The organism is Mycobacterium sp. 360MFTsu5.1 (genome assembly GCF_000383495.1).
Lineage (GTDB): Bacteria > Actinomycetota > Actinomycetes > Mycobacteriales > Mycobacteriaceae > Mycobacterium > Mycobacterium mucogenicum_B.
In genome coordinates, this window is the sequence record NZ_KB911464.1 from 82,936 (window position 1) to 95,349 (window position 12,414).

General features: G+C 68.2%; 11 protein-coding genes. 5 read left to right on the forward strand and 6 right to left on the reverse strand.

What is annotated here, in order from left to right; translation table 11 throughout:
* Window positions 1-42: 42 nt before the first annotated feature.
* Window positions 43-483 carry a three-helix bundle dimerization domain-containing protein gene (locus H289_RS0107210; RefSeq protein WP_020100092.1) on the reverse strand — a complete coding sequence of 147 codons (441 nt, stop codon included), beginning with the start codon at window positions 481-483 and terminating at the stop codon, window positions 43-45.
* A gap of 142 nt (window positions 484-625) precedes the next feature.
* Here H289_RS0107210 and H289_RS29980 point away from each other — a divergent pair, with 142 nt between their 5' ends.
* A complete protein-coding gene (locus tag H289_RS29980; protein WP_020100093.1) occupies window positions 626-901 on the forward strand; it encodes a hypothetical protein in 276 nt (91 codons plus the stop codon).
* Here H289_RS29980 and H289_RS0107220 read toward each other — a convergent pair.
* Window positions 876-2,243: an FAD-binding oxidoreductase gene (locus tag H289_RS0107220; RefSeq protein ID WP_020100094.1), complete on the reverse strand. Its 1,368-nt coding sequence runs from the start codon at window positions 2,241-2,243 to the stop codon at window positions 876-878. The two genes, H289_RS29980 and H289_RS0107220, sit on opposite strands and share 26 nt — an antisense overlap.
* Window positions 2,244-2,348: 105 nt before the next feature.
* Between H289_RS0107220 and H289_RS0107225 the strand changes: the two genes are divergently transcribed.
* Together H289_RS0107225 and H289_RS0107230 are read left to right on the forward strand one after the other, a co-directional pair.
* Window positions 2,349-4,283, forward strand: coding sequence for a serine/threonine-protein kinase (locus H289_RS0107225; protein WP_020100095.1), 1,935 nt, complete (start codon window positions 2,349-2,351; stop codon window positions 4,281-4,283).
* A gap of 124 nt (window positions 4,284-4,407) precedes the next feature.
* Window positions 4,408-7,512 (forward strand): FAD-dependent oxidoreductase, encoded by a 3,105-nt coding sequence (locus H289_RS0107230; protein WP_020100096.1) that lies wholly within the window; start codon window positions 4,408-4,410, stop codon window positions 7,510-7,512.
* Here the strand turns inward: H289_RS0107230 and H289_RS0107235 are convergent.
* The gene (locus H289_RS0107235) at window positions 7,506-8,360 is read right to left on the reverse strand and encodes an FHA domain-containing protein (RefSeq protein WP_020100097.1); all 855 of its coding nucleotides are present in this window, start codon (window positions 8,358-8,360) and stop codon (window positions 7,506-7,508) included. The two genes, H289_RS0107230 and H289_RS0107235, sit on opposite strands and share 7 nt — an antisense overlap.
* Window positions 8,361-8,564: 204 nt before the next feature.
* On the opposite strand from H289_RS0107235, the gene H289_RS0107240 reads away from it, so the two are divergent.
* Window positions 8,565-9,296, forward strand: coding sequence for a Type 1 glutamine amidotransferase-like domain-containing protein (locus tag H289_RS0107240; protein WP_020100098.1), 732 nt, complete (start codon window positions 8,565-8,567; stop codon window positions 9,294-9,296).
* A gap of 55 nt (window positions 9,297-9,351) precedes the next feature.
* Here the strand turns inward: H289_RS0107240 and H289_RS0107245 are convergent, their stop codons facing one another.
* Window positions 9,352-9,873, reverse strand: coding sequence for a GNAT family N-acetyltransferase (locus H289_RS0107245; RefSeq protein ID WP_036420338.1), 522 nt, complete (start codon window positions 9,871-9,873; stop codon window positions 9,352-9,354).
* A 209-nt stretch (window positions 9,874-10,082) separates the two neighbouring features.
* On the opposite strand from H289_RS0107245, the gene H289_RS33345 reads away from it, so the two are divergent.
* The gene (locus H289_RS33345; RefSeq protein ID WP_020100101.1) at window positions 10,083-10,220 is read left to right on the forward strand and encodes a hypothetical protein; all 138 of its coding nucleotides are present in this window, start codon (window positions 10,083-10,085) and stop codon (window positions 10,218-10,220) included.
* A gap of 155 nt (window positions 10,221-10,375) precedes the next feature.
* On the opposite strand, the gene H289_RS0107260 is transcribed toward H289_RS33345, so the two are convergent.
* Together H289_RS0107260 and H289_RS0107265 are read right to left on the reverse strand one after the other, a co-directional pair.
* Window positions 10,376-10,741 (reverse strand): response regulator, encoded by a 366-nt coding sequence (locus H289_RS0107260; RefSeq protein ID WP_053856708.1) that lies wholly within the window; start codon window positions 10,739-10,741, stop codon window positions 10,376-10,378.
* A 42-nt stretch (window positions 10,742-10,783) separates the two neighbouring features.
* Window positions 10,784-12,337: a GAF domain-containing sensor histidine kinase gene (locus H289_RS0107265; RefSeq protein ID WP_020100103.1), complete on the reverse strand. Its 1,554-nt coding sequence runs from the start codon at window positions 12,335-12,337 to the stop codon at window positions 10,784-10,786.
* Window positions 12,338-12,414 lie beyond the last annotated feature (77 nt).

Sequence of the window (12,414 nt, forward strand, 5' to 3'; positions counted from 1 at the left end):
CCCTACCTTGCCAGGGCGATGCCGCTGCCGAAGCCGGTCGGTCTAGGCGAGTTTCCGGTGCGCGGCCTGCTCGACGAAGAGTGGGATGAAGTCCCGCACCGCGTGATCGTGGAAATCGGCGTGAATACGGCGTACGACGGCCGTCACGGTCCGAGGGTCGATGTTCGGGTAGGTGATGGTCAGTTGCGCCACCAGCGCGTCGATGGCGGCGTATTCGGCGGCCCGCGCGGTCGTGAGATCGACCTCGGCCTCGTCGTCGATCTCGGTTCGGTCCGTGCCCTGGTGCTCGATCGCGAACGCGTCGTACGCGGAGACGACGCGTTCGGGCGTGGCGTCCGGGTGCTCGCGGGCCAGTGCGTCGAGCGCAATCCAGCAGGTCGGGCCCAGAATCGTGGTAGGTGGCGGCCGGTCTCCCCGCGTGATGGCCGCGGTGAGCAGATCCCGGAAGGTCTGCTCGGCGAGGCTCGTGGGTGCTTCGGACATGCCAGCGACTGTACGGATCGTTGGTTACCGCCAGGCGACGCGCACGTGAGATCGACTTTTCGCCCCACGGGGTGGGACAGACGCCGTCCGCGAACAGTGGTCCCGCCCACAATCGGCAGCGCCCGTCAACGAAGGAGCGCGAATGTACCTGCACGTCGATCCCACCCAGGTCCCACCGATCGTCGAGGTGCGTGAACCGGACGACTTCACGGCCTTCAAGGTGGTCATCGAAGTGCCCGAGCACGCCTGGATCGCGCCGGACGGGCTGACCGAACTGGCCGGCCGGGGCGATGACGACGAATGGCGGCAGAACCTCGCCGGGATGCTGGCATACGCCGCGAGCAAGGGCTGGTGCGACGAGGCCGGCCGGGTCCGGGCCCATGTCGAGGTGACTAGCGCAGCACCGCACCGGGGTTGAGGATGCCGTGCGGATCCAGAGCGTCTTTGATGCGCCGGGTCAGCGCCATGGCGTCGTCCCCCAGCTGAGTGGGTAGCCAGTCCCGTTTGAGCCGCCCGACGCCGTGCTCGCCGGTGATGGTGCCGCCGAGCCCGATGGCCAGCTCCATGATGCGGGCGAAGGCGCGCTGGGCGCGGTCGGTGGCGTCGGGGTCGGTGGGGTCGTACACGATGATCGGGTGGGTGTTGCCGTCGCCGGCGTGCGCCACCATGTAGATCTGCACGTCGCAGGTATCGGCGATGTCCTCGACCCCGGTGACCAACGCGGGAAGTTGCGGTATCGGGACGCCCACGTCCTCGAGCAGCAAGCTGCCGAGCTTCTCGACCGCGCCGAACATGCCGCGGCGGGCGGCGGTGAACGCGGCGCCCTCGGCCGGATCATCGGTGGCGAAAACTTCGGTGGCACCGCACTTCTCGCAGTTGCGCACGATCGTCGCCACTTCTTCCGCCGCGGCCCCCGGCGCGTCGGACTGCATCAACAACATCGCCCGGGCCGACCGGTCCAGGCCCATCCGCATGTGGTCCTCGGCGGCGTTGATGCTCGCGTGGTCCATGAATTCCAGCATCGCCGGCCGGATTTCGCCGGTGATGGCGACCACCGCGTTGGCGGCATCCTCGACGGAGTCGAACAGGGCCACCACGGTCGACGCGGGCGGCTGTGCCGGGATCAACCGCAGCGTGAGCTCGGTGATGACCCCCAGAATGCCCTCGGATCCGATGAACAGTTTCGTCAACGACAGTCCCGCAACGTCTTTCAGTAACGGACCACCCAGCCGCAACGCCGTGCCGTCGGCCAGCACGACCTCCATGCCGAGCACATAATCACCGGTGACGCCGTACTTCACGCAGCACAGGCCGCCCGCGTTGGTCGCGGCATTGCCGCCGATCGACGAGATGTCGATGGACGACGGGTCCGGCGGGTACCACAGACCGTGTTCGGCGGCCGCACGCTTGACCTCGGTGTTGGTCAGGCCCGGCTGCACCACCGCAGTCCGGGTGGCCGGATCGATCCGGACGTCCCGCATCCGTTCGGTGCTGAGCACCACGCAGCCGTCGACGGCGTCGGCCCCGCCGGACAGGCCCGATCCGGCGCCGCGCGGTACCACGGCGATGCGATGTTCGGCGGCCCACCGCAACACCTGCTGCACGTCCGCTGTACCGGAGGGACGCACCACGACGAGCGGGGTGCCGGCGTTCGGGTCGGCCGCCGAATCGCGGCGGTAGCGCTCGATGATGTCGGGATCGGTGATCAGCGCGCCGTCGGGCAGCACATCGGCAAGACGGTTCAGCGCGTCGGCGTGCATCGTCGGACTGTATCGAGATCGCGACCGCGATGGACCACACTGGTCCGCTGGGCGGATTTGTCGACGTTGCCTGCGCGGGCCCCACGGCGGGCCTACGATTTGCCCGTGTTGCTCACCGAGGGTCAGGTTTTCGCCGGATACACCATCCGGCGGAAATTGGGCGCGGGCGGAATGGGCAGCGTGTACCTCGCCTCGCATCCGCGGCTGCCGCGGCTGGATGCGGTGAAGGTGCTGTCGGCCGATCTGACGTCCGATCCGGAGTACGGACCGCGGTTCCTCCGCGAAGCGGACCTGGTGTCCACGCTGTCGCATCCCAACATCCTCGGCGTCCATGACCGGGGCGAGTGCGACGGCCAGCTCTGGATTTCGATGGACTACGTGGCCGGGACCGATGCCGCGCAGCTGCTGCGTGAGCACTATCCCGCCGGCATGCCGCCCGAGGTGGCGCTGCCGATCATCCAGGCCGTGGCGTCTGCACTCGACCACGCGCACCGGCGCGGACTACTGCACCGAGATGTGAAGCCGGCCAACATCTTGCTGGACGCCGAGACGTCCCGCATCTACCTCGCCGACTTCGGGATCGCCCGGCCGATGAACGACTCGGCAGGGCTGACCGCGACCAACATGGCGGTGGGAACGGTCGCGTACGCGGCACCCGAGCAGCTCCGGGGCGAGGGGATGGACGGCCGCACCGATCAATATGCGTTGGCCTGCACGGCATTCCAGCTCCTGACCGGGAATCCGCCGTACGCGGACAGCAATCCGGCGGTGGTCATCACCAAACACGTCACCGCACCGGCGCCGTCGCTGGGGGAGCACCGCCCCGAACTTCGCGGCCTGGATCCGGTCCTGGCCCGTGCCATGTCAAAGTCGCCCGCGGCCCGTTTCGCCAGCTGCGGGGAGTTCGCGCACGCCCTCGAGCAGCAGTCGCGGCAGCCAATGCCGATGGTGTCCAACGACTTTCGCAACCAGCCGACCATGGCCGCGCCGGTGCCGCCACCGCCCACGGGGTACGCCCCGCCGCTTCCGAACCCGCCGCAAGCGTTCCCCTCGCCACCGGCGCGGTCGTCACGCTCCGGTGTGCTCATCGCGGTCCTGGCGGTGATCGCACTGCTCGTCGTCGCCGGTGGCGTGTTCGCCGGAGTGAAGCTGCTGGGACGGGACGATCGCCCCACCGCGAAGCCCGCGGCGCCGAGCCCGACCGCCACCGCGGCAGGCAGCGGCTTCAGCGGCAGGTACCGCGCCGAATACGGTCCGGCCACCGATCTGCAGGGCACGGCGATTCCCGGCGGGCCGGCGATCACGGGCCAGTGGGACGTGCGGTCGTCGTGTGGCGCCAACGGGTGCATCGCCAACGCGTCGTACACCGGCAAGAGCGCCGTGCCCGTGGTGTCGAACATGACGTTCGACCAGATATCCGGTGACTGGGTGGCCGTCGGCACTGGGGCCGTGAAATGCACCGACGCACCCAACGAGGCGCCCACCGAAGTCTGGGTGGTCTTCACCTTGACCCCCAAGCCCGACGGCACCTTGGCAGGTGAGACCACACGAAGCGCCGTCAACGGGTGCAGCAGCATGAAACGGACCGTCACGTTCACCCGCACCGGTGACGGCGAGTTGAGCGCCGTGGCCGACCCCGCCGGCCTGCCGCCGCGCACCACGTCGCCGGCCTCGACACTGCACGGCCGCTACCACGAGAACATCGTGTACACGGTCGGCGGCTTCGGCCCCGGTGCGGCCGATTTGCAGGTGCGCACGCAGTGCTTGCGCACCGGGGATCGGTGCATCAGCGCGTTCCACGCGGTGGACGGTGTGGTCACGTTGATCTTCGCCGGCGGCAAGTGGACCCGCACGGAGGAAGGGACCGTCCCGTGCGCGCTCGGCGGGACCACGCACGTGAAGATCAGCGCTGAATATCCGCTGCCGACCGACCTTCAGGATCCGATTCCGACGCTGGAAGGCCGCGGCACCAATACGTCGACGGGCGGCGAATGCAAGGGCGGCGAGTTCACCGACAAGTTCATCCGCACCGGCGACTGACGGCTGCGCGCCGGAAAGCGCGGATCGCACAGCAGACCGAGGCCGACCGACTTAAGCTGACCACCAGCGATTTCGCCCAGATCATCCGGGCGCTGCGTGGTGACGAGTTCTCGGGGAGCTGACCATGGCCGAGCCGCCGGTGATCGAGATCCGCGAATGGGGCCGGCCGGCCCGCCGCATGACGCTCAGCAGGCCGGTGCAGTTCGGCCGCGAGTGTGATGGCGTCAACCTCGCCGACAATGAGGTGTCCCGCCGCCATCTGCGCCTGGTTCCGACCCCGACGGCGCTGTCGGTCGTCGACCTCGGCAGCAGCAACGGCAGCACCGTCAACGGGGTGCCACTCACCGGACGGGGCACGCTGTCGACCGGCGACGTGATCCGGCTGGGCCGCACCGAGATCATCGTCGTACACGCCCCGAAACTGTCGAGCGGGGAGCCGGCGCCGGTCGCCGCGGCCGCCCACGACCCCACGCGGACGATGCAGGTGATCAAGCTCGTCGATGTCCCGGTCCCGGCGGCTGCGACAGCCGAGGTCCGGCCGGCGGGGCTGCGGCTGGCCGAGCGGGCCCTGGGCATCGATCCGACCGGAACCCGGGACCTGTTCCCGTCGTACACCGAACTGCCACACAAGATTTCGCGCCAGGTCTGGCTCGCGGTCCGGGCCGGTAGCGTGCTGGCGTATCTCGCGGTGGTGGTGACGCTGTTCGTCCGGCCGGCCGCGGGTCTCTTCGTCTTCTTCCGCGTGATCGTGCCGCTGTGGCCGGCGTTGTTCTTCATCGCGCCCGGTGTGTGGCGCAACATCTGCCCGCTCTCGGCGTCGAATCAACTGCCTCGGGTGGCCGGGTTCAGCCGGGCCGCTACCGCGCCCGGCTGGTGGACGCGCAACAGTTTCCTGATCGCCGCCGCCCTGTTCTTCGGCATCGCGGGAGCGCGGCTGGCCGGCCTGGACCGCAGCGGACCGGCGATGGGCGTGGTGCTGGCCGTGATCATCGCGTCGGCGTTCGCCGGTGGGTTCCTGCTCAAAGGCAAGAGCGGCTGGTGTTCCAGCATCTGCCCGCTGCTACCGCTGCAGCGCACGTACGGGCAGACGCCGTACGTCACCTCGCCGAACAGTCACTGTGAGTCCTGCCTGGGCTGCGCCAAGAACTGTTACGACTTCAAGCCCCGGGCGGCCTGGCAGGCCGACATGGCCGACCCCGAACCGCGATGGAGTGCGCCGCGCGTGTTGTTCGCCGCCGCGTTACCGGGATTCATCATCGGGTTCTTCACGGTGCATGCCCAGCAGGGCGGAACGACGACCGAAAAGTACGGTGTGCTGGCGCTTTTCGTGTTGGTGAGCGTCGGGCTCTGCTATGTGCTGCAGGCGGTCACACCGCTGAGCCAGGCGATGGTGACGGCGATCTTCGCCGCGGTGGCGATCAACGCGTACTACTGGTTCTCCGGTCCCATCATCGTCGACTCGGTGCGACAGATCACCGGTCTCGACGCCCCCTGGTTGCGGTGGCTGATCACCTCGGCAATCGGTGTGTTGACGCTGTGGTGGCTGGCCCGAACCCGGGTCAGTGAGCTGCAATTCGCGTACGTCACCGGAGCGCGGCCCGAACCGGTGCTGCTCAACCAGCCGAAGGTGCCGGCGCGCGCGGACGGCGCCGGCGGCGAAACCGCCGCGGTGCGAGTGCGTTTCGAATCAGATGCCGAGCCGGTCGGGGCCGACATCGGCATGAGTCTGCTCGACGTCGCGGAAAGCAGTGGACAGCCGATCGAGGCGGGCTGCCGGATGGGGGTGTGCGGCGCCGACCCCGTGTCGATCGTCGACGGCATGAGCTGTCTGTCGCCGGCAGAGGCCGACGAGCTCAAGACGCTGAACCGGCTGGGTCTGGGCAAGTCCAGCCGGATGGCGTGCTGCGCCCGGATCCAAGGTGGCGACGTCACGGTGTCGCTGACACCTGAGCGCGCCGACACCACCGCGAGCAGGCCCGTCGGCTACGACCGCTCGATCGTCAGCATCGTGGTGATCGGCAACGGCATCGCGGGCGTGACGGCCGCGGACTTCCTGCGCCGCGGCCATCCCGACTGCGAAATCCATTTGGTGGGAGCCGAACCGCACGGTCTGTACAACCGGATGGGCATCTCGCGCCTGGTGTACGGCCGGTCAGCGATGCAGGGGCTGTACCTGCTGCCCGAACAGTGGTACGACGACCACGGTGTCACCGCCTGGCTGAACACGTGGGCATCCGGCATCCATCTGCGCTCGCGGGTGGTACGCCTGGGCACTGGCGAGACGCTGCCCTACGACAGGCTGATCCTGGCGATGGGGTCCAGCGCCTCGGTCCCTGACATTCCCGGACTGAACCGGCCCGGAAGCGTCGTGCTGCGCTCGGCTGCCGATGCGATGCGGATCCGCGCTTACGTGCAGGAACGGCGGGCCCGACACGCAGTGGTGGCCGGCGGTGGGCTCCTGGGGCTCGAGGCCGCGTACTGCCTGCATCAGCTGGGGCTGCACGTGACGGTGCTGGAACGCGGTACCCGGCTGCTGAGCAAACAGATCGACGCGCGCTGCTCGCAGCTCGTGGCCGAGCATTTCGCCCGCGCGGGAATCACCATCGCGCACAAGGCGGAAACCGCGGAAGTGCGTGGCGACCCCGCCGTCACGGGCGTGCGGTTCAAGGACGGCCGGATCCTGTCGTGCGAGCTGTTCCTGGCCGCCACTGGTATCCGGCCCAACATCGAATTGGCCAGGGATGCAGGACTTCCCGTCGGTAAGGGCGTTCTGGTCGACGATCGCATGCAGACCCGCGTGCCCGGCGTCTACGCCGCCGGCGACGTGGCCGAGCACGGCGGCCGGGTGCTCGGCCTGTGGCCGGTGGCCACCGAACAGGCCGAAGCGGCGGCGGTGAACGCGCTCGGCGGTGACCGGACGGTGCCGGTCGAGACCCCACCGACCATCCTCAAAGGTGTTGAACTGGAGCTGTTTTCGATCGGCCCGGTGGACCCCGGCGCCGGCGACGAGGTGGTCGTCATCGACCGGCCGGCGGTGCCGTCCTATCGCAGGCTGGTGGTGTCGAAGGGCCGCGCAGTCGGGGCGACGGTGCTGGGGCACCATCCGGCCGACCTCGCGGCCGCACAGAAAGCGGTCCGCGAGCAGCGACGTGTCGGTCCGGTGGCACTGGGGGTGTTGCGGACGGGGAACTGGGACATTCTGTCCGACACCGAAAGGCTTGCCTACTGACTCTGGGCCGGCACCTGGTAGGTGAGGATCTTCTGGCCGATCCGCAGGTAGCAGCCGGGGAGCAACTCGACGGGCTGGTCGCCGATCTGCGTCCAGGTCTGGTCTCCCGGCGACGCGATGTGCGTGCCGCCGACGGTCTGCGCGTCGCGGACCAGGACCATGCCGCCGTTGACCGTGACATACGCGTGCACGCGCGACACCTGCGGATCGTCGGGCAGGCTGATCGGCGACGCCGCCCCGCTGACCACCGCGGGATCGATCATCGGATTGCGGCCGATGATGTACGCGCGGTCCAACGGGTAGACGGCGCCGTCGTCGGCGGTCAGGTTTCCGGTGACGGGACGGGCGCGCGTGGTCGCGGGCGCGGGCTGTGGTGCTTGCTGGGCGGTGGACCGCGCCAGTCGCGACTGCAGTACGAAGCCGCCGCCGGGCACCACGCCGGCGACCAGATCGGTGTCCGCGCAGGGCACGAATGTCGTTGTGGTGCCGCAGATTGTGATCCGGTCGAACCAGGGGGCGACGGGCTCGTCGACCAACGGCCGGCCGCCGCTGCTGAGGCGCTGCTGACCGCCCCCGGCCTCGACGTCGGCGATCACGTCGCCGCGCACGATGAGGTGCAGGCAGTCGCCGGCCGGTACCAGCGCGCCGAAGGGCGGCACCGTGTCGGATTCCGGCCCGTACGCGAGCGCGGCGAGCGCCTGGGGCAATGCCGGCGGCGCGACGGTGGTCAGCAAGCGCAGAAGCGGGCGGGCTCTGGCGCCGTCGGCCACATATGTCAGTACGTCACCGAATCGGGCGACCAGACCTTCTCCGCGGCCGATGGCCACGTAGTGCCGCTTCTGTTCCACCTTGTCGCCGCCTCGGTAGTTTGCCGCAGATGCTGATGATAAGTCAGCGTCCGACCCCGTGCCATGTGGCGAATGGGCCTTCGGCGGCGGGGATCACCACTCGCATGGGGCACTGACAGCGAGGCGGTGTGCCTGATGGTGGGATGGGCATGTTCAGCAAAATTCGATTGTCCGCCAGCGGACGGTGCACCTACCGTCGAGGCTATGCCAGCAGATGCACCCACCATTCTCGCGACCAGCGGCGGAATAGGAACAGGTCAGCGCACGCGGTTCGAGTTCACCGCCCTGACCGACTACGCGGTCGAACTCTCCGGTGTCACCGGGCGGCCCCCGCGCGTCTGCCTGCTGGCGACGGCGATGGGTGACGACAAGGCATTACTGCACCACCTCACGGAAGCGGCGCAGATCCGCGGCTTCATCCCGTCACACCTGGCGCTATTTCCGATGCCCACACACGACGACGTCACCGCGCACCTGCTGTCGCAGGATGTGGTGTGGGTGTTCGGCGGAAGCGTTGCGGGGCTCCTGGCGATGTGGCGGTTGCATGGTGTGGATGAAGCCCTACGTGCAGCGTGGCAGGCCGGAGTAGTACTGACCGGAATCTCTGCCGGCTCGATCTGCTGGCACGCTGGCGGCACCACCGACTCGTTTGGCCCGCAACTGCAGCCTCTCACCAACGGACTGGGATTCCTGCCTTACGCCAACGGTGTGCACTACGACTCAGAAGCGCAGCGTCGGCCGCTGCTGCATGAACTAGTCGGTACCGGAATTCTCCCATCCGCGTTTGCCACCGATGACGGTGCAGGCCTGGTGTACCGCGGCACGCAGCTCGTGGAAGCTGTCGCCGAAAATGGCACCGCCGGAGCGTATTTCATCGATCAACGTGGCACTGAGGTGATCGAGACCGCCCTCGACGTCCGACGACTACACCGCTGAAGCCTTGGTGGACTACGCCGGTTCCATCGCAGCGGCATCTCGGGCAAGATGCCGATCAATCTGTGATGTGCAGTGACCGCTGATAGCGCACCTCGTCGACGAGATGGTCGCCGATGGAGTCGGTGCGTTGTGTCCCGTCGTAGTACCAACCCGCCGATTCATAGAAGTGTCGGGCTCGGTCGTTCGCCGATAGAACCCACAGTGACGCCATGTTGTAGCCGCGACTCCGCAGGTGCGCGCAACCAGCGGTGATGAGGCGATGCCCGATTCCGCAGCCCCAGTTGTGCGGGTCGACGTAGATTGCCCAGATCTCGCCACCGCCTTGGAGGTCGTCGTCTCTGCAACGACCTGTGGTGACGTGACCGCAGATCGTGTCCCCGTCAATAGCGACCTGAGTGAAGGGACCCTCGGGGTTCATCTGTTCGAAGGAGTACCGGCTGGCCCTGTCTTCGGGTCGCAAGGCATCAAGGTACGGAGCTGGAAGCAGACCGCGGTAGCCGATTTGCCATGACCGGACATGAGCCTCTGCAACAGCCATTGCGTCCGCAGCAACGGCTTCCCTGATGTTGACGGGCATGAGCAATCGTGACAGCACGGCTCCACTGGACTCAAAGGATTTTCATCGACACCCGCTACTCCCACGTGGACGACGTCAGGAATCGGAGCATCTTCCAGCTAGCTGCAACGCGGGAACGGGTGCTCGCCGGAGCGACAAACGTGCAGGTCAGGACCGACGATGGAAGCACTCCGGAACTCCGGCTGTCGACGTGAAAGCGAGGACCGACCATGAAGATCACCGTCAAGCACTTCGCGCCCTGGCTGGCCGCTGTCGCCGCCATCGGAGCGTTAACCCTGGCACCTGTCGCCGGCGCAGACAGCGACGAGACCAACCAGTCTGCCGGCGCGCTGGATCAGCCTCTCTGATCGCGTCCGGCGACCGGCCCGGCTCCACCAGACCAGTGTTTCTGCCTTCCAAGGGTTTTCGATGAGAAGGCGGTATCGAGGGGTGACATTGGTGGGGAGCCGGGCCGTTTCGGCTGTGTGGCGCGGCCCCGTGCGGCCCAGCGCAACTCGGGCCGTCAGGCGATGAGGGCGCGGATGGCGTCACCCGACAGATCGAGTTTCGGCAGGAACCTCGGGGGCGAGTCGGTCAACTCTGCGACGGGCAGTTCGGTCAAGGTCGAAGTCAGGATGGCCATGACGGTGGCGGTGCCCGCGTGGGAGTTCAGTTGGGCGACAAGGTCGAATCCGCTCTCCTCGCCGAGGTTCACGTCCACCAGCGCGATGTCCGGCCGGAGCCGTTCGACGGTGTGCATCCCGTCCGAGAGCGACCGCGCCGTACCGACGACGTCGATGCCGCCCTGTTCCAGGAGTGCCGTCGCCGCGGCGAGGTAGTCGGCGTTGTCGTCGACGATGACGCATCGCAAAGATTGGGCGTTCGTCATGTACTGCATTGTCGCGCGGGTGATGCCGTCGGGGCATTCCTGCTAGCTGCTATCTGTGCCGACGGCGACGGCTTCTTCCAGCGGCATCTCGGCGACCAGTGTGGTGCCGGCGCCCGCGATGCTGGACACACGGAGCTTGCCGCCGAGCGCGGCCACCCGGTCCTCGAGCCCGAGCAGGCCGCTGCCGGCGTCGAGGTTCGCACCGCCGACCCCGTCGTCGGCGACGGCGATGCGCAACGATGTCGCGTCGGTATCGACGTTCACGGTGACCACGGACGCCTGCGCGTGCTTGGCGGCGTTCGTGAGGGCTTCGGCGACGGTGTAGTACGCGGCGATCTCGACGGCCTGCGGCAGCCTTACCGGGACGTCGACATTGACCTCGACGGGCAGCGGCGCGCGCCGGCCGAGGTCGCGCAGTGCCGGACGTAGTCCGCCGCGCGACAGGATCGCGGGATGGACCCCGTGCGCGAGTTCGCGCAGCTCGTCGCTGGCGGTGCGCAGGCCGTCGCCGATGCCGGCAATCCGGGATTGCAGTTCGGCGGGATCCTCTGGGATAGCCATCTGGAGCGTGCGAACCTGCAGGGCCAGGGTGACCAGACGCTGCTGGGCGCCGTCGTGCAGGTCGCGTTCGATGCCACGCCGTGCGTTGTCCGAGGCGGTGACGATGCGGGCGCGGGATGCCACGAGCTCGGCGCGCGCATGCGCGTTCGCGATGGCCGTGGCGATGAGTTCGGCGAAGTCCTTCAGACAGTCTTCGGTGTCGTCTGGTAGTGCGTCCGGACCGGAGGTGCCGACAACCATTGCGCCCCAGAGCTCTCCATCGACCGTGATGGGCACGCCGACGCACGCGCGCAGCCCGAGGTCGCGGGCGAGCGCCGCCGTCGAACCATCGGCGTCGTCGTGGGTGTCCATGCGCGCTGGGCGGCCGGTCGAGCGCACCGTCGCGATGACGCCGTCGCCGTCGAGGGGGAAGGTGGTCCCGACGGAGATTGCTGTGAGTCCCGGCTCGTTGTGTGCGGCAACAAGAGTCGCGGTGCCGCCGGATTCGTAGCGGACGAGCCCGGCGTTGCGGACGTGCAGTACCGCGGCGACTTCGTCGGCCACGCCGGACAGGACGTCAGATGGTGACCTGCCTTCGGCGATCTGTGTCGCGACCCGTCGCAGCGCCCCCTGTTGATCGGCCAGTTCACGCACGCGCTCGGTGGCCTCGGTGGCGACCTGCCAGCTCTGGTACGCGTCGCGTGCGCGGTTACGCAGTTGCCAGCCAAGGACATTCGCGATCCCGGCAATGGGCAGGAACACCGAGACGGTGAGAATGTCGATGGGCTTGAGGGGCAGGAGCGGGCCGCTGTCCAGATGCACCCACAGATAGGCGACGGTGCTGGCGACGGTGGTGAGCAGTGACAGGCCCAGGCCCCAGCCCGCGCTCATGACCAGCACGCCGAACATGAAGACGATGGCGTAGGTGCTGTGCGGCGGCGGATCGCGCAACAGCTGCACCACTCCGACCTCGGCGGCGATCAGTCCCGCCGCGACCAGCAGCCCGACGTACCACGGCGGGGTGGAGACAGCCGGATTCCATCGTGCCGGGTCCATGGGCCGCCTCCCGCCTGGTCGCCTGATCTCGTCACGACCCTAACCGTGGTCAGGACGGCGCAGACGGCGACTTGGCC